This window comes from Pseudomonas sp. B21-053, assembly GCF_026016365.1.
GTDB lineage: Bacteria > Pseudomonadota > Gammaproteobacteria > Pseudomonadales > Pseudomonadaceae > Aquipseudomonas > Aquipseudomonas nunensis.
In genome coordinates, this window is the sequence record NZ_CP087205.1 from 2,868,299 (window position 1) to 2,885,947 (window position 17,649).

The following is a 17,649-nucleotide window of genomic DNA, read 5'->3' on the forward strand; positions in this document are numbered from 1 at the left end:
GGTGCAAATAAGAATTGGTCGCGATTAAACCAAATGGCCTGTGTGTGCGCAAATGATATTGGTTTGCTTTTAGGCAGGTGAGCGGGGTGATTGTTTGTAATGTAGTCAATATGACTTTGTTCTGGGTCATTAAGACCATTTCAGGGTCGAGTCATATTGACTGCGTTATCGCCAACCTATTGATTTACCGTCCTATAAATCCTGGCATGGCTTTTGGATTAACTCTCGTACAACTGAACAGCTTCGGGAGTACGGAAAAATGTTCGATTTCTTCAGCAATCCCCAGAACGTTCTGCACCTGTCGAGCAAAGTGTTGGGCGCTGGCTTGGCGCTGCTTTTGATCGGCATCTACGGCGCTTACCTCTACAACGGTCACTTGCCCATCGTGGCGCTGGTGTCGATGCACGCCATGACCATCATCGGGCCAACCCTGCTCAAAATCGGCTACGTGATGCGGTTGCTGGCCCAGCATCGGCTGGCAACTCACCACGTCGGTGTGGTGGCTTGATGCACAAGCCCAACACAACCGGTGGGAGCGAGCTTGCTCGCGATAGCGGACGGGCAGGCGACAAAAGTGTTAAGGCCGCAACCGTCATCGCGAGCAAGCTCGCTCCCACAAGGGCGGCCGTTTTCAGCCTTGGCTTTCGCCCGTTTTTCCTTGTCGGTGCCGGGTTTGCCGTGCTCGCGGTGGCGATCTGGGCGCTGTGGTTGTACGGCCGATTACCCGGTGCGCAACCGATCGGCGGGATGCTGGCCTGGCATCGGCATGAAATGCCCTTCGGTTTCGCCACGGCGATCATCGCCGGTTTTCTGCTGACGGCGGTGCCGAACTGGACCGGGCGTCCGGGCCTCCAAGGCTGGCCCTTGATCGGCCTGGTGCTGGTGTGGCTGCTGGCACGACTGGCCTGGCTGCTGCCGATCAGCCCGACGCTGTTGATTGCCCTGCAACTGCCGTTTCTGCCGTTGCTGGCCTGGTGCCTGGGGCGGGATCTGGTGGCGGCGGGCAACCGCGACAACTATCCGATTCTGCTGATGATCACGCTGCTGGCAGGCTGTCAGGCGATGACCTTGTGGGGCTTCGTGGCCGATGACACTGGATTGCAACGGCATGGCGTGCTGGCCGCGTTGTGGCTGGTGGCGGCGCTGATGAGCGTGATTGGCGGGCGGGTGATTCCATTCTTCATTCAGCGTGGCTTGAATCGGCCCGCTGCGGCACCGGCTTCTCCGCTGACCACCAAAGTATTGCTGCTGGGCGGATTGCTGGCTGCGGTGTCGTTTGCCGCTGGCTTGAATGACACGCCCAAACGGTGGCTGGCCGCGTTGTTCCTGATGCTCGGCGCGGTGCATCTGCTGCGGTTGTGGCGCTGGCACGACCGGGGCATTTGGCGAGTGCCGCTGTTGTGGTCGCTGTACCTGGCTTACGCCTGGGTGGTGATTGCCACACTGGCCATGGCGCTATGGCATTTGGGGCTGATGCCACAACAGAGCCTGGCCACTCATTCGCTGGCGGTCGGCGGGATTGGCGGACTGATCCTGGCGATGATTGCCCGGGTCAGCCTGGGGCATACCGGCCGCTTGCTGCAGCCCTCGAAAGCGATGGTGCTGGGCTTTGCCTTGCTGCTGCTCGCCGGTGTGTGCCGGGTGTTGCTGGTGCCGTTTTCCGCTACTGGATTGGGGCTGTCGGCGCTGCTCTGGTGTGCGGCGTTCGGGCTGTTTCTGACGCGGTATACCGGCATCCTGCTCAAACCGAGGGTTTAGCGCCGAGGCCGCCGCGTTCGGCGATCCAGCGGGTCGCCATGTCGATAAAGGCGCGCAGTTTCGGTTGCGTCTGGGTGCGACTGGGGAAGTACAGGTACAGCCCCGAACTCAGCGGCACAAACGCTTGCAGCACCTTTTGCAAGCGCCCATCGGCCAACTCGTCGGCGATCTCCAGGTCGCAGGCATACGCCAGGCCCAAGCCATCCCGGGCCGCAGCCACCAGCAACTTGCGGTCGTTGACGATCACGCCACCCGCGACGCCGACGGTAAAGTCGCGACCCTCGCGACGAAACTCCCAGCGATGGGCATTGCCCGAGGTCGAAAAGCGAAAGCCGATGCATTCGTGCCCGGTCAGCGCTTCGGGCGTGGCGGGTTGTCCGGCCCTGGCGAAATATGCCGGTGAGCCCACCACCGACCATTGCAGGTCAGGCGTCAGGCGCACGGCGACCATGTCTTTCTCGATGGACTCACCCAACCTGATCCCGGCATCGAAACCACCCGTCATCAAATCCACGGTGGCGTCGTCGAGGGAAATATCCAGGGTGACTTGCGGGTGCGCCTGGCGAAACAGCGGCATCAACGGTTCGATCAGCAACGCGCCGGACAGGCGTGGCGCAGTGATGCGCAGGGTGCCCATCGGCTGATCGCGAAACCCGCTGAGCACCGCCAGCGCTTCATCGATTTCACTGGCTGCCGGGCGCAAACGGCTGAACAGGCTGGCGCCGGCCTCGGTCAGCGCGACGCGGCGAGTGGTGCGCTGGAACAACAGCACGCCAGTGCGCCGCTCCAGCAACTTGATCGCATGGCTGACCGCCGTGGGCGTGACGGCCAGGCGAGTGGCGGCGAGGGTGAAGCTTTTGTGTTCGGCCACCGCGAGGAATTCGGTCAAGCCGTCGAACGGATCATGATTCATGGAAAAAGCTCCATTATGAAACAGCGTTTCATAGTGCTTGTAACACGAGGGCATTTTTCCCACCAATCTTGCGGCGTACCTTGGGCACATCCCCAACCCACACAAGGTATTGATCATGAGCACTTCCAACGCTTTCAAACGTGTCTGGCTGGTCACCGGCGCTTCCCGTGGCATCGGCGCAAAAATCGTCGCCGCTGCCCTGGCCAACGGTGATGCGGTGGTCGCCACGGCCCGCGATGCGAGCACCATCGTCCAGCGTTTCGGCGATCAATCGGGCTTGCTGGCCGCGACTCTCGACGTCACCAACGAAGCCCAGGGCGCCGCCGTGGCCAAGGCCGCCATCGAACATTTCGGGCGCATCGACGTGCTGGTCAACAACGCCGGTTTCGGTTTGCTCGGCGCGGTGGAGGAGGCGAGCAGTGATGAAATCAAGCGGCTCTACGAAACCAACGTCTTCGGCCTGCTGAATGTCACTCGCGGTGTGCTGCCGTACATGCGCGCCGCCCGCAGCGGTCATGTGATCAACATTTCTTCGGTGGGCGGCTATCAGTCGGCGCCGGGTTATGGCGTGTATTGCTCGACCAAATTTGCCGTCGAAGCCCTGAGCGAAGCGCTGCACGGCGAACTGGCACCGCTGGGTGTGAACGTCACCGTGGTCGAACCGGGCTACTTCCGCACCGATTTCCTCGACACCAATTCCCTGGTCGAATCCCCTGAAACCATCGCCGACTACGCCCCGACGGCGGGCGAAGTGCGCAAACTGGCCAAGGCCGTCAACCAGCAACAACCCGGCGACCCGGAGAAACTGGCCTTGGCGATGATCACCCTGGTCGAAGCCAAAAACCCGCCGCTGCGCCTGCCGCTGGGGACCGATTCGGTGCGTTACATCGAGGCCAAGAATGCGTTCGTCAGCGAAGAGCTGAACACCTGGCGCACGCTGTCACAATCCACTGATTTCTAAACCCTTACCCCAATCCCTGTGGGAGCGGGCTTGCTCGCGAAGGCGGCTTAACATTCAACATCTATGTTGCCTGACACGCCTCTTTCGCGAGCAAGCCCGCTCCCACAAGGGATCTTCGACAGCCAGGGGATGTGACCGGCGGTCGCAGAAGCTGGCCGGCAGGTCAATCTGCGCTTAGCTGTATGGATAACCCGAGGCGCGCGTACCCCCGCCGACCCGGTAGGAGCAAAGCTTGCTCGCGATAAACGATAACGCGGTTTACCAGACCTGACGCCTTCGCCGGCAAGCCTGGCTCCTACAAGAAAATAAAACGACGCCGCTTCAGCGGCGCCCCTTCAGAACACCGTGAGTCTGAGGAAATTGGCAATGCTGACCCTGAATATCAATGGCAAGGACCAGGCGCTGGATGTCCCCGCAGACATGCCGCTGCTGTGGGTCCTGCGCGATGTCGCGCACCTGACCGGGACCAAGTTCGGTTGCGGCATGGCCCAGTGCGGTGCGTGCACCGTGCATGTCGACGGTGCGCCGCTACGCTCCTGCATCACCCCGGCCACCGCCGTGGCCCATGGGCAAAAAATCCTCACCATCGAAGGCCTGTCCACCGACGGTTCGCATCCGGTGCAACAAGCCTGGGCCGAACTCGACGTGGTGCAGTGCGGTTACTGCCAGTCGGGGCAGATCATGTCTGCCGCCGCGTTGCTGGCGAAGATTCCCAAGCCCACCGACAGCGACATCGACCAGGCGCTCTCCGGCAATATCTGCCGCTGCGGCACTTATCCAAGGATTCGCGCAGCGGTCAAACGCGCCGCCGAGATCGGTTGAGGCCATGTCATGAACAGCATCAACAATCCCGTATCACGTCGCGGTTTTCTCAAGGGCAGCGCGGTGCTCGGCGGTGGTCTGGTGGTGGCGTTTGTCATCCCCGGTGCTCATCGCTTTGCCATGGGCGCCGAGAACCAGGGCAATGTCTTCGCGCCCAATGCCTTCCTGCGCATCGCCAATGACAACAGCGTCACCATGCTGCTCGGCCACTCGGAAATGGGCCAGGGCATCTGGACCGGCCTGACCATGCTGATCGCTGAAGAACTGGACGCCGACTGGTCGAAAATCCGCGTCGAACATTCTCCCGCATCAGCCAAGGATTACGGTTTGGCCGGGTTCGGCGGCATGCAGATTACTGGCGGCTCGACCTCGACCTGGATGGAGTTCGACCGCTATCGCCAGGCCGGTGCCGCTGCACGCTTGATGCTGATCGACGCCGCTGCCAAGCGCTTCAACGTCGCCCCGTCGGAGATTCGCACCGAGTCGGGCGTGGTGATTGCCGGCGACAAACGCGCGACCTACGGTGAACTGGCGGATGACGCCGGCAAGCTGCCGGTGCCGGATCCGGCCTCGATCAAGCTCAAGGAAGCCAAGGACTGGAAGATCATCGGCAAACCGACTCCGCGCCTCGACACGCCGGAGAAAATCACCGGCCGCGCCAAGTTCGGCATGGACGTGCAGTTCGACGGCTTGATGACCGCGATGGTCGCGCGGCCGCCGGTGTTCGGCGGCAGCGTCAAATCCTTCGAAGGCGCCGAGGCATTGGCGGTGCCGGGCGTGCACAAAGTGGTGCAAGTGCCCACGGGCGTGGCGGTGATTGCCGATCATTACTGGGCGGCAAAACTGGGCCGCGATGCGCTGAAAATCGACTGGGACCTGGGGCCGAACAGCGGGCTCGACAGCGTCAAACTGCTGGAAAGCTTCCGCCAACTCGCCGCCACCCCTGGCATGCCGGCCAGTCAGGCCGGTGATACCGCGGCCACGCTGAAGAAAGCGGCGAAATCCATCGACGTCGAATACAGCGTGCCGTACCTGGCCCACGCGCCGATGGAACCGCTCAACTGCACGGTGAAAATCAGCTCGGACAAATGCGAAATCTGGACCGGCACCCAGTTCCAGACCCTCGATCAAATGGTCGCGGGCCAGATCACCGGGCTCAAACCTGAACAGGTGGAAATCCACACCGAATTCCTCGGTGGCGGCTTCGGTCGTCGGGCCAATCCGACCTCGGATTTTGTCGCCGAAGCCGTGCAAGTGGCCAAGGCGGCGGGCATGCCGGTGAAAACCGTGTGGTCGCGAGAGGACGACATTCGCGGCGGCTACTACCGTTCGATGTTCCTCCATCAGGCGAACATTGGCCTGGATGCTGACGGCATGCCGCTGGCCTGGAAGCATGTGATGGTTGGGCAGTCGATCATGGACGGCACCGCGTTTGCCGCAACTATGGTCAAGGACGGCGTCGATAAAACCTCGGTCGAAGGTGTGGCCGACAGTCCTTATATCGAAGGGCTGGCCAATCATCAGGTCGAACTGCATTCACCGAAAACCGGCATCAGCGTGCTTTGGCTGCGTTCGGTGGGGCACAGTCACAACGCGTTTGTCATGGAATCGCTGATCGACGAACTGGCCGATGCGACCGGCAAGGACCCGGTGGAATACCGACGAACCTTGCTCAAGGATCATCCACGACATTTGGGTGTGCTGAATCTGGCGGTGGAGAAGGCCAACTGGAGCGCGCCGTTGCCTGACGGTCACGCCCTGGGTGTGGCGGTGCATGAGTCGTTCGGCAGCTATGTCGCGCATGTCGCCGAAGTGTCCGAAGACAACCTGAAAATTCGCGTGCATCGGGTGGTGTGCGCGGTGGATTGCGGCATCGCGGTCAACCCGCAGAGCATCGCTGCGCAGATGGAATCCTGCGTCACCTTCGGCCTAGGGTTTGCGCTGCACAGCAAGCTGACGCTCAAGGACGGCCAGGTGGTGCAGTCCAATTACCACGATTATCAGGTGCTGCGGCTCAACGAAATGCCGGTGGTGGAGGTGCACATCGTGCCCAGCACCGACAAACCCGGCGGCATCGGCGAGGCCGGTGTGCCGCCCGTGGCGCCAGCGGTGGCCAACGCGGTGTTCGCCCTGACCGGGCAGCGTCTGCGCGAACTGCCGTTGCAATTGTCGGGAGTGTGACATGAGACGACATTTGATACTTGGCGCCGTGGTGTTGGTCGGTCTGACCGGCTACGCATCGGACCTGTTCGCAGCGGACAAACAGGCCGCGCTGGAAGCCTTCGGTACTGTGCAGAAAGTCTTCCAGAGCCCGCGCTGCCAGAACTGCCACATCCCCGGCGACTCGCCGTTGCAATTCGACGCCGGCATTCCACACGCGATGAACGTGGTGCGCGGCATGGACGGCAAGGGCGCCGCCGGTTTGCCTTGTGCGACCTGCCACGCCGAAAACAACCCACCGGCCAGTTACGGCCCCCACGCACCGCCAGGCGCGCCGCATTGGAGCCTGCCGCCGGCGGCGCACAAAATGGCCTGGATCGGCCTGCCCGCAGACAAACTCTGCGCGATGATCAAGGACCGTTCCAGCAACGGTGACCGGGATTTCGCCGCGCTGATCAAGCATGTCAGCGACGACAAACTGGTGCTCTGGGGCTGGAATCCGGGCGGCAATCGGGCGCCGGTACCGGTGCCGCACGACATCTTTGTCACGCAATTCAAGCTCTGGGCAGACGCCGGAGGCCCGTGTCCCGTGGCGGGCATCTGACCAACGGCGGCTTAAAAAGGAGTCAAACCGGATATGTGCGGCTCTAACGTACATACCCATCGCAGGAGTGACACATGCTGCTTCCAGGCAAACCGATCAAACCGGGCACTCGTGCAGACACTCTGCACGGTCCGGACACTGCACTGCAGGAGCGCGAAATGCTGCGCGACCTGGCGCGTCAGGCCGAGCAGGAACTGACCGCGGTGCAGGTGGCGAGCATGGACGAATTGACCCTGTTACCCAATCGCCACGGCTTCCAGGCCCTGGCACAAATGGGCCTGGACGCGTGCTTGCGGATGGGCAAACCGGCGACGTTGCTGTTTTTCGACCTCGATAACTTCAAGCACATCAACTATCTGTACGGCCGCGCCGAAGGCGATGATGCCTTGAAGACCTTTGCCGACGTGCTGCGGATCGCCTTTCGCGAAAGCGATGTGATCGGGCGCATGGGCAGCGATGAGTTCGCTGCCTTGCTGACCGGCGCCCACGCTGTGGAAATTCCGGCTATCCGGGCGCGGCTCGAAGAAATGCTCGACGAGCGCAACGCCACGGTGCATCGCGGTTACGACATTCGCTTCAGTGTCACCCAGATCGAGTTTCATCCGGCGCTGCATCAGACCGCAGAGGGTCTATTGGCCGCGATAGGTGAGCAGGTCAACGGTCACGAGTTCGGCCACTCGTAACAGCGCGGCTCATTTGGCGAACAACTGGCTAATGTCCTTGAACGCCTTGAACTCAAGGGCATTGCCGCACGGATCAAACAGAAACATCGTCGCCTGCTCGCCCACCAAACCCTGAAAACGAATCCCCGGTTCAATCACGAACTGCGTGCCAAGGGATTGCAGACGTTCGGCCAAGGCTTCCCATTCCGCCATTCCCAGCACCACGCCAAAGTGCGGCACCGGCACGTTATGGCCATCCACGGCGTTGGTGTGAGCGGCTTCTTGCGAAGCGTTTTTCGGCGCTAGGTGAATCACCAGTTGATGGCCGAAAAAGTTGAAATCCACCCAATGGTCACTGGAGCGGCCTTCTTCCAGACCGAATACTTCGCCATAGAAACTGCGCGCGGCCGCCAGGTCATACACCGGAATCGCCAGGTGAAAAGGGGAGAGCTGCATCGGTTGATCCTCAACGGTGGGAAGTTGCAGTTGAGTTTAGTCCTGTGCTTTTTGATTAAAAGACGATAATTTTTGCGTCGAGCTCAAATTATTTCGATCAATGGTGCGGCCATGTTGCGGGAATTGAAAACCTTTATCGCGGTGACCCGCTACGGCACGTTCGCGGCGGCTGGCATGCACATTGGCCTGACGCAATCGGCGGTCAGTGCGCAGATTCGCAATCTGGAACAGGCGCTGGGGATTCGTTTGTTCGACCGCACCGGACGTCAGGCGCTACTCAATGCGGCGGGCGAGCGAGCGTTGCCGATGGCCCGCGAGATGCTGGAAACCTTCGCGCGCATGGCGGTCAGCGATGACGTGAGCGAATACCGTGGCGAATTGAAGATTGGCGCGGTGGCCACGGTGCAGACCGGTTTGCTGCCCCAGGCGTTGTTGCGGTTGAGGCAGCAGGCGCCGTTGCTGGAGCCGAAACTGGTGCCGGGTGTGTCGCTGAATTTGCTGAGCCAGGTGGATACCGGCGAAGTGGATCTGGCGATCCTGATCAAGCCGCCGTTTGAACTGCCGAAGGAGTTGTCGGCGCAGGTCATCCGCAAAGAGCCGTTTGTGTTGATCGTGCCGGCGGATTTGGAGGGCGATGATCCGCTGCAACTGCTCGCCGACCATCCTCACGTGCGCTACGACCGCAACTCGTTCGGCGGGCGCCTGGTGACGCGGTTCCTGCGCGAACAGCAGATTGACGTGCGCGTGGCGCTGGAGCTGGATGAGCTGGAGGCGATTGTGAAAATGGTCGAGTGCGGGTTGGGCGTGTCGTTGCTGCCCGAGGCGGGGTTGTGGGTGGAGCATGGGGCGAAGGTGCGGGTGATTGCGTTGGGGGAACTGACGTTCTATCGCGAGATTGTGTTGTTGCAGCGGTATAGCCAGCGCATGCAGCCGATTCAGCAGCTTTTTGCGCGGTGTTTGTCTTAAAGATCAAAAGATCGCAGCCTTCGGCAGCTCCTACAGGGGATTTGTGTGCAACCCGGTCCCTGTAGGAGCTGCCGAAGGCTGCGATCTTTTAATCTTGAACCCATAAAAAAACCCGCCATATCGGCGGGTTTTTTATGCGCTAACCGAAGATCACTCTTCGATGTTGCCCATCGCAGTGGTGTTGAAACCACCGTCTACGTACATGATTTCGCCGCTGATGCCGGACGCCAGGTCCGAGCACAGGAAGGCGCCGGCGTTGCCGACTTCGTCGATGGTGACGTTACGACGCAGCGGGGTTTGCGCTTCGTTGGCGGCCAGCATCTTGCGGAAGTTCTTGATGCCGGAAGCCGCGAGGGTGCGGATCGGGCCAGCCGATACGGCGTTGACGCGGGTGCCTTCCGGGCCCAGGGAGCCGGCCAGGTAACGTACGCCAGCTTCCAGGGAAGCCTTGGCCATGCCCATGACGTTGTAGTTCGGCATGGTGCGCTCGGCGCCCAGGTACGACAGGGTCAGCAGGCTGCCATTGCGGCCTTTCATCATTTCGCGGCCAGCCTTGGCCAGGGCCACGAAGCTGTAGGCGCTGATGTCGTGAGCGATGCGGAAACCTTCACGGGTGGTGGCTTCGGTGAAGTCGCCGTCCAGTTGGTCGCCCGGGGCGAAGCCGACGGAGTGAACGATCACGTCCAGGCCATCCCACTTCTTGCTCAGTTCTTCGAAGACCTTGGCGATTTCTTCATCGCTGGCCACGTCGCACGGGAAGCACAGCTCAGGGCTCGAGCCCCAGCCTTGTGCGAATTCTTCAACACGACCTTTCAGTTTGTCGTTCTGATAAGTGAAGGCAAGCTCAGCGCCCTCGCGATGCATGGCGGCAGCGATGCCGGATGCGATGGACAGCTTGCTGGCGACACCGACGATCAGTACGCGCTTACCGGCGAGAAAACCCATGTGTTGCTCCTCTCTTTCAGGTTATTGCGCAGTGGCTGGTGCCAGGAAAGCGGCTTCCAGCAACTGCTGTGTATACGGATGTTGGGGGGCGGCAAAGATACTTTGCGCGTCTCCCTGTTCGACCACTTGGCCATGCTTGACCACCATCAACTGGTGGCTCAGCGCTTTGACGACAGCCAGGTCATGGCTGATAAACAGATACGTCAGGTTGTACTTGGTTTGCAGTGACCGCAACAGCTCCACCACTTGGCGTTGCACTGTCCGGTCGAGGGCCGATGTCGGCTCGTCCAGCAGGATCAACGCCGGTTTTAGCACTAATGCCCGGGCAATGGCGATTCTCTGCCGTTGCCCACCGGAAAATTCGTGGGGGTAGCGGTTCCGGCTTTCCGGGTCCAGGCCTACCTCCTTCAATGCCGCAATAATCGCTTGTTCCTGTTCCGCCTCGGTGCCCATCTTGTGGATCCGCAGTCCTTCGCCGACGATCTGGCTCACGCACATTCGCGGGCTCAGGCTGCCGAACGGGTCCTGGAACACCACCTGCATCTCGCGGCGCAACGGCCGAACCTCGTTCTGCGTCAGGCAGTCTAGCTGCTTGCCTTCAAAACGGATGCCTCCTTTGCTGCCGATCAGCCGCAAAATCGCGAGGCCGAGCGTCGATTTGCCGGAACCGCTTTCGCCCACGATCCCCAGGGTCTGGCCCTGAGGCAGGCTGAAATTGATCCCGTCCACCGCCTTGATGTAATCCACCGTGGTTTTCAAGAAGCCTTTTTTGATCGGGAACCAGACTTTCAGGTCCTCGACCTGCAGCAATGGCGGGCCAATAACGTTGGTCGCCGGCTTGCCGCTGGGCTCCGCTGCCAGCAGTTCCCGAGTGTACGGATGCTGCGGCGCGCGGAACAACTCTTCGCACGATGCCTGTTCGACGATGCAACCGCGCTGCATGACACATACGCGATGCGCAATTCTTCGTACAAGGTTCAAATCGTGACTGATCAGTAACAACGCCATGCCCAGACGGGCCTGTAATTCCTTGAGCAATTCGAGGATTTTCAGCTGAACGGTCACATCCAGAGCGGTGGTCGGTTCGTCGGCAATCAGCAGTTCCGGCTCGTTGGCCAGGGCCATCGCAATCATCACCCGCTGGCGTTGGCCGCCGGACAATTCATGGGGCAGGGCCTTGAGGCGCTTGTGCGGTTCGGGAATGCCGACCATCTCCAGCAGTTCCAGAGTGCGCTTGGTCGCGACTTTGCCGGTCAGGCCCTTGTGGATGCCGAGGATCTCGTTGATCTGCTTCTCGATCGAGTGCAGCGGATTGAGCGAGGTCATTGGCTCCTGGAAAATCATCGCGATCCGGTTACCACGGATGTGACGGATGGTTTTCTCTTTCAGGCCCAGCAGGTCTTGCCCGGAATATTCGATGGTGCCGGACGGGTGCCGGGCCAGCGGGTAGGGCAGCAGGCGCAGGATCGAGTGAGCCGTCACCGATTTGCCGGAGCCGCTTTCACCGACCAAGGCCAGGGTTTCGCCGCGCTTGATATCGAAGCTGACGCCTTCGACCACCCGCTGCACGCGTTCGCCGACGACAAATTCGACGGCGAGGTCGCGCACTTCGATCAGATTGTCCTGATTCATTTCACTTCCTCGGGTCGAAGGCATCGCGAGCGGACTCGCCGATAAACACCAGCAAACTCAACATCAACGCCAGCACGGCAAACGCGCTCATGCCGAGCCACGGCGCTTGCAGGTTGGATTTGCCCTGAGCCACCAGTTCACCCAATGACGGACTGCCCGCCGGCAGACCAAAACCGAGGAAATCCAGGGCGGTCAAAGTGCCGATGGCGCCAGTCAGGATGAACGGCATGAATGTCATGGTCGAAACCATTGCGTTGGGCAAAATGTGGCGGAACATGATCGCGCCATTCTGCATCCCCAGCGCCCGGGCCGCGCGCACGTATTCAAGGTTACGCCCACGCAGGAACTCGGCGCGCACCACGTCCACCAGGCTCATCCACGAGAACAGCAGCATGATCCCCAGCAGCCACCAGAAGTTCGGTTGCACGAAACTGGCGAGGATGATCAGCAGATACAGCACCGGCAGCCCGGACCAGATCTCGAGGAAACGCTGCCCGGCCAGATCGACCCAGCCGCCATAGAACCCCTGCAAGGCCCCGGCGATCACGCCGATGATTGAGCTGAGAATGGTCAGCGTCAGGGCAAACAATACCGAAATCCGGAAACCGTAGATCACCCGCGCCAGCACGTCGCGGCCCTGATCGTCGGTGCCCAGCAGGTTGACCGTCGAGGGCGGTGCCGGGGCCGGGACTTTCAGGTCGTAGTTGATGCTCTGGTAGCTGTAGGGGATCGGCGCCCACAGAATCCAGGCGTCCTTGGCCTTGAGCAGTTCGCGGATGTACGGGCTCTTGTAGTTGGCTTCCAGCGGGAATTCGCCGCCGAAGGTGGTTTCCGGGTAGCGTTTAAGCGCCGGGAAGTACCAGCCGTTGTCGTAATGCACCACCAGCGGTTTGTCGTTGGCGATCAGTTCGGCGCCGAGGCTGGCGCCAAACAGGATCAGGAACAGCCACAGCGACCACCAGCCGCGCTTGTTGGCCTTGAACAGTTCGAAGCGGCGGCGATTGAGGGGGGACAGGCTCATCTCAATGCTCCCGGTGTTCGAAGTCGATGCGCGGATCGACCAGGGTGTAGGTGAGGTCGCCGATCAGTTTCACCACCAGCCCCAATAACGTGAAGATAAACAACGTGCCGAACACCACCGGATAGTCACGGTTGATCGCCGCTTCAAAACTCATCAGGCCGAGGCCGTCGAGGGAGAAAATCACTTCCACCAGCAACGAGCCGGTAAAGAAAATCCCGATAAACGCCGACGGGAACCCGGCAATCACCAACAGCATGGCATTGCGGAACACGTGGCCGTAGAGCACGCGGTGATTGGTCAGGCCTTTGGCTTTGGCGGTGACCACGTACTGCTTGTTGATTTCATCGAGGAAGCTGTTTTTGGTCAGCAGGGTCATGGTCGCGAAGTTGCCGATCACCAGCGCCGTTACCGGCAGTGCCAGGTGCCAAAAGTAATCGAGAACCTTGCCGCCCATGCTCAGCTCGGCGAAGTTGTTCGAGGTCAGGCCCCGTAACGGGAACCAGTCGAAATAGCTGCCGCCGGCAAACAGCACGATCAGCAGGATCGCAAACAGGAACGCCGGGATCGCGTAGCCGACGATGATCAGCGAACTGGTCCAGACGTCGAAGTGACTGCCGTGCCGCGTGGCCTTGGCGATCCCCAGCGGAATCGACACCAGGTACATGATCAGCGTGCTCCACAGCCCGAGGGAGATCGACACCGGCATCTTTTCCTTGATCAGGTCGATGACCTTGGCGTCGCGGAAGAAGCTGTCGCCGAAATCCAGGGTCGCGTAGTTCTTGACCATGATCCACAAGCGTTCCGGCGCCGATTTGTCGAAGCCGTACATGTGCTCGATTTCCTTGACCAGCGCCGGGTCCAGGCCCTGGGCGCCGCGATAGGCCGAGCCGGCCACCGACACTTCGGCACCGCCACCGGCGATGCGGCTGGTGGCGCCTTCGAAGCCTTCGAGCTTGGCGATCATCTGCTCCACCGGACCACCGGGGGCAGCCTGGATGATCACGAAGTTGATCAGCAAAATGCCGAACAAGGTCGGAATGATCAGCAGCAGTCGCCGAAAAATATACGCCAGCATTGATTACTCCGTGCCCGCAGGGTCGGCTTGCAGTTTGGTTTCGACTTCTACCGCCGGTTTCGCGTCAGGCTTGACCCACCAGGTGGCAATGCCGACGTCGTACTTGGGTGAGATTTTTGGATGGCCGATATGGTTCCAATAGGCCACGCGCCAGGTCTTGATGTGCCAGTTGGGGATCACGTAATAGCCCCATTGCAGCACGCGGTCCAGCGCACGGGCGTGGGCCACCAGGCTTTTACGTGACTCGGAGTTGATCAGCCCCTCGACCAATTGGTCCACCACCGGGTCTTTGAGGCCCATGGAATTGCGACTGCCGGGTTTGTCAGCGGCGGCGGACATCCAGAACTCGCGCTGTTCGTTACCCGGCGAGTTGGACTGCGGGAAGCTGCCGACGATCATGTCGAAGTCCCGGGAGCGCACGCGGTTGATGTACTGCGAAACGTCGACCCGGCGAATCACCAGGTCAATCCCGAGGTCGCTGAGGTTGCGCTTGAACGGCAGCAGCACCCGTTCGAATTCGGTCTGGGCCAACAGGAACTCGATGGTCACCGGTTTGCCGGTGGCGTCGACCATTTTGTCGTCGACGATCTTCCAGCCAGCCTCTTGCAGCAACTGATAGGCCTTGCGTTGCTGGGTGCGAATCATGCCGCTGGCGTCGGTCGTAGGGTTTTCGAACGCCTCGCTGAACACCTGGGCCGGGAGCTGGCTGCGGAACGGGTCGAGGATCGCCAGTTGAGCGGCGTCCGGCAGGCCGGTGGCGGCCATTTCCGAGTTCTCGAAATAACTGCGGGTGCGCGCATAGGCGCCGTTGAACAGTTGCTTGTTGGTCCACTCGAAATCCAGCAGCAGCGTCATCGCCTGGCGCACGCGGATGTCCTGGAACACCGGGCGACGCAGGTTGAAGACGAAGCCTTGCATACCGGTCGGGTTGCCGTTGGGGATTTGTTCCTTGATCAACCGGCCCTCGGTGACTGCCGGGATGTTGTAGGCGTTGGCCCAGTTCTTCGCGGTCATCTCCAGCCAGTAATCGAACTGCCCGGCCTTGAGTGCTTCCAGGGCCACGGTGTTGTCGCGGTAATAATCGGTGGTCATCACGTCGAAGTTGTAGAAGCCACGGTTGGCCGGCAGGTCCTTGCCCCAGTAATCCTTGACCCGCTCATAGCGCACCGAACGCCCGGCCTTCACTTCGCTGACCTTGTAAGGGCCGCTGCCCAGCGGGATTTCCAGGTTGCCCTTGTTGAAGTCGCGGCTGGCCCACCAGTGTTTCGGCAGCACCGGCAACTGGCCGAGGATCAGCGGCAATTCGCGGTTGTTGCTGTGCTTGAACTTGAACAGCACCGTCAGCGGGTCTTCGGCGACGACGTCGGCGACATCGCTGTAGTAACCGCGATAAAGCGGGGCGCCGTCCTTGATCAGGGTCTGGAAGCTGAACACCACGTCTTCGGCACGCACTGGGTGGCCGTCGTGGAAACGTGCTTCGGGGCGCAGGTAGAAACGCACCCAGCTGTTGTCCGGGGCTTTCTCGATCTTGCCGGCGATCAGGCCGTATTCAGTGAACGGCTCATCCAGACCCTGTTTGGCCAGGGTGTCGTAGATCATCCCGATATCGTCGGCCGGCACGCCTTTGCTGATGAACGGGTTAAGGCTGTCGAAGCCGCCGAAACCGGCCTGGCGGAAGATCCCGCCCTTGGGCGCGTCCGGGTTGACGTAGTCGAAGTACTTGAAGTCGGCCGGGTATTTCGGCGGCTCGTTGTACAGGGTCAAGGCATGCTGCGGTGCGGCGCAGGCCAGCCCGGCGAACAACAGACCGCTGGCCTGCAAGAGCAGGGCGCGTACGGGTTTCATTGATCTTTCTCCGAAGACTTCAGCCACCACGCGGAAAGGCCCAGGGTATAAGGCGGCGTCGTGACAAAGGCGAACCGGTTGCGGTAGGCCAGGCGATGGTAATTGAGGTACCAGTTGGGAATGATGTAGTGCTGCCACAGCAGCACCCGGTCGAGGGCCTTGCCGGCGGCGACCTGTTCATCCCGGGTCTGGGCGGCGAGCAATTGTTCGAGCAAATGATCGACCACCGGGTTGGCGATGCCGGCGTAGTTCTTGCTGCCCTTGACCCCGACCTGGCTGGAATGGAAGTACTGCCATTGCTCCAGGCCCGGACTGAGGGTCTGGTTGAGGGTCATCAGGATCATGTCGAAATCGAACTGATCCAGGCGTTGTTTGTACTGGGCGCGATCCACCGTGCGCAGCCGTGCGTCGATGCCGATGCTGGCGAGGTTCTCGACGTAGGGCTGGAGGATCCGTTCCAGGTTCGGGTTGACCAGCAGAATCTCGAACCGCAGCGGTTGGCCGTTGGCGTTCTGCACGCGCTGGCCATTCAGCTTCCAGCCGGCCTCGCTGAGCAGGCCCAAGGCCTTGCGCATGGTTTCCCGAGGGATGCCGCGGCCTTCGGTCTGCGGCAGGCTGAAGGGCTCGGTGAAGAGCTTGGCGGGCAACTGTTCGCGATACGGCTTGAGCATCAGCCATTCGTGGCCGACCGGTAGCCCGCTGGCTTCGAATTCACTGTTGGGGTAGTAACTCATGGCGCGCTTGTAGGCGCCGCTGAACAGGGTGCGGTTGGTCCACTCGAAGTCGAACATCAAGCCCAGTGCTTCGCGCACCTTGACCTCGGCAAAGGCCGGGCGCCGGCTGTTCATGAACAGGCCCTGGCTCTGGGTCGGGATCTGGTGCGGGATCTGCGCCTTGATCACATCGCCGCGCCGCACCGCCGGGAAGTTGTAGCCGTTGTCCCAGTTCTTCGCCTGGTGCTCGATGTAGATGTCGAATTCGCCGGCCTTGAAGGCTTCGAAGGCCACGTCGCTGTCGCGGTAGAACTCGACTTCCATGCGGTCGAAGTTGTACTTGCCGCGATTGACCGCCAAGTCCTTGCCCCAATAATCCTTGACCCGTTCGAAGACCAGTTGGCGTCCCGGTTGCACTGAGGTAATCCGGTACGGCCCGCTGCCCAGCGGCGGTTCGAAGGTGGTGGCCTTGAAGTCGCGACCTTTCCAGTAGTGCTGGGGCAGCACCGGCATCTCGCCCAGGCGCAGGATCAGCAGTGGATTGCCGGCGCGCTTGAACACAAAACGGATGCGTTGCGGGTTGAGAATGTCGACCCGCAGCACTTCCTGGAGCGCGGTGCGGTACTGCGGATGGCCTTCCTTGAGCAACAAACGGTAGGAAAACGCCACGTCGTAGGCAGTGATCGGCGTGCCATCGTGGAACCGCGCTTCAGGGCGCAGGTTGAACACCACCCAACTGCGGTCCTCGCTGTATTCCACGGTTTGGGCGATCAGGCCATAACTTGAAGTCGGCTCGTCACCGGACGGCGCGTATTGGCCGGTGCCGACCATCAGCGGTTCGTTGAGCTCGTTGATGCCGTATTGCAGGAAATTCGGCGTGGAAACCGGGCTTGAACCCTTGAAGGTGTACGGGTTGAGCGTATCGAAGGTGCCAAACGCCATCACCCGCAAGGTACCGCCCTTGGGCGCTTGCGGGTTGACCCAGTCGAAGTGGGTAAATCTGGCCGGGTACTTGAGCGTGCCGAACTGCGCATAAGCATGGCTTTCGCTGATCGTCGCGCTTGCGGGGGAGCTCAAGGCCAGGCTGATCAGGAGAAGGAGGAGGGGACGCTTCAA

Annotated in this window: 16 protein-coding genes; 8 read left to right on the forward strand and 8 right to left on the reverse strand. The window is 61.0% G+C overall.

Annotated features, from left to right (window positions below; translation table 11 throughout):
* The first annotated feature begins 259 nt into the window (after window positions 1-259).
* Both LOY68_RS13290 and LOY68_RS13295 read left to right on the forward strand, forming a co-directional pair.
* Window positions 260-508, forward strand: a complete 249-nt coding sequence (locus LOY68_RS13290; protein ID WP_265045057.1) for a transmembrane sensor/regulator PpyR — start codon at window positions 260-262, stop codon at window positions 506-508.
* Window positions 508-1,758 carry an NnrS family protein gene (locus LOY68_RS13295; RefSeq protein ID WP_265045058.1) on the forward strand — a complete coding sequence of 417 codons (1,251 nt, stop codon included), beginning with the start codon at window positions 508-510 and terminating at the stop codon, window positions 1,756-1,758. Before LOY68_RS13290 ends, LOY68_RS13295 begins: the two co-directional genes overlap by 1 nt.
* Here LOY68_RS13295 and LOY68_RS13300 read toward each other — a convergent pair.
* Window positions 1,742-2,671: a LysR family transcriptional regulator gene (locus tag LOY68_RS13300; RefSeq protein ID WP_265045060.1), complete on the reverse strand. Its 930-nt coding sequence runs from the start codon at window positions 2,669-2,671 to the stop codon at window positions 1,742-1,744. The two genes, LOY68_RS13295 and LOY68_RS13300, sit on opposite strands and share 17 nt — an antisense overlap.
* Window positions 2,672-2,786: 115 nt before the next feature.
* Between LOY68_RS13300 and LOY68_RS13305 the strand changes: the two genes are divergently transcribed.
* The 5 genes from LOY68_RS13305 (at window position 2,787) to LOY68_RS13325 (ending at window position 7,901) form a co-directional block, all read left to right on the forward strand.
* Window positions 2,787-3,632, forward strand: coding sequence for an oxidoreductase (locus tag LOY68_RS13305; RefSeq protein ID WP_265045062.1), 846 nt, complete (start codon window positions 2,787-2,789; stop codon window positions 3,630-3,632).
* Window positions 3,633-3,998: 366 nt separating this feature from the next.
* On the forward strand, window positions 3,999-4,454 hold the full coding sequence (locus tag LOY68_RS13310) for a (2Fe-2S)-binding protein (protein ID WP_054615082.1): 456 nt from the start codon (window positions 3,999-4,001) through the stop codon (window positions 4,452-4,454).
* Window positions 4,455-4,463: 9 nt separating this feature from the next.
* Window positions 4,464-6,635, forward strand: a complete 2,172-nt coding sequence (locus LOY68_RS13315; RefSeq protein WP_265045064.1) for a xanthine dehydrogenase family protein molybdopterin-binding subunit — start codon at window positions 4,464-4,466, stop codon at window positions 6,633-6,635.
* Window position 6,636: 1 nt separating this feature from the next.
* A complete protein-coding gene (locus LOY68_RS13320) occupies window positions 6,637-7,218 on the forward strand; it encodes a hypothetical protein (RefSeq protein ID WP_163909752.1) in 582 nt (193 codons plus the stop codon).
* Between the two features lie 74 nt (window positions 7,219-7,292).
* Entirely contained in the window at window positions 7,293-7,901 is a 609-nt protein-coding gene (locus tag LOY68_RS13325) for a GGDEF domain-containing protein (protein WP_265045066.1), read from the forward strand.
* 9 nt (window positions 7,902-7,910) lie between these two features.
* Here the strand turns inward: LOY68_RS13325 and LOY68_RS13330 are convergent, their stop codons facing one another.
* Window positions 7,911-8,336, reverse strand: coding sequence for a VOC family protein (locus tag LOY68_RS13330; RefSeq protein ID WP_265045068.1), 426 nt, complete (start codon window positions 8,334-8,336; stop codon window positions 7,911-7,913).
* Between the two features lie 111 nt (window positions 8,337-8,447).
* On the opposite strand from LOY68_RS13330, the gene LOY68_RS13335 reads away from it, so the two are divergent.
* Window positions 8,448-9,302 (forward strand): LysR family transcriptional regulator, encoded by an 855-nt coding sequence (locus LOY68_RS13335; RefSeq protein WP_265045070.1) that lies wholly within the window; start codon window positions 8,448-8,450, stop codon window positions 9,300-9,302.
* A 150-nt stretch (window positions 9,303-9,452) separates the two neighbouring features.
* Here LOY68_RS13335 and fabI read toward each other — a convergent pair whose 3' ends face one another.
* From fabI to LOY68_RS13365, 6 genes are read right to left on the reverse strand one after another with little or no spacing between them, the layout of a single operon-like run.
* The gene (gene fabI / locus LOY68_RS13340) at window positions 9,453-10,247 is read right to left on the reverse strand and encodes an enoyl-ACP reductase FabI (RefSeq protein ID WP_054047522.1); all 795 of its coding nucleotides are present in this window, start codon (window positions 10,245-10,247) and stop codon (window positions 9,453-9,455) included.
* Window positions 10,248-10,268: 21 nt separating this feature from the next.
* Complete coding sequence (locus LOY68_RS13345) at window positions 10,269-11,879, reverse strand: ABC transporter ATP-binding protein (protein WP_163909756.1); 1,611 nt, start codon at window positions 11,877-11,879, stop codon at window positions 10,269-10,271.
* A gap of 1 nt (window position 11,880) precedes the next feature.
* Window positions 11,881-12,900, reverse strand: coding sequence for an ABC transporter permease (locus LOY68_RS13350; protein ID WP_163909757.1), 1,020 nt, complete (start codon window positions 12,898-12,900; stop codon window positions 11,881-11,883).
* 1 nt (window position 12,901) lies between these two features.
* Window positions 12,902-13,975, reverse strand: coding sequence for a microcin C ABC transporter permease YejB (locus tag LOY68_RS13355; RefSeq protein ID WP_054047527.1), 1,074 nt, complete (start codon window positions 13,973-13,975; stop codon window positions 12,902-12,904).
* 3 nt (window positions 13,976-13,978) lie between these two features.
* The gene (locus tag LOY68_RS13360; RefSeq protein WP_265045073.1) at window positions 13,979-15,820 is read right to left on the reverse strand and encodes an extracellular solute-binding protein; all 1,842 of its coding nucleotides are present in this window, start codon (window positions 15,818-15,820) and stop codon (window positions 13,979-13,981) included.
* Window positions 15,817-17,649, reverse strand: coding sequence for an extracellular solute-binding protein (locus LOY68_RS13365; RefSeq protein ID WP_265045074.1), 1,833 nt, complete (start codon window positions 17,647-17,649; stop codon window positions 15,817-15,819). Before LOY68_RS13365 ends, LOY68_RS13360 begins: the two co-directional genes overlap by 4 nt.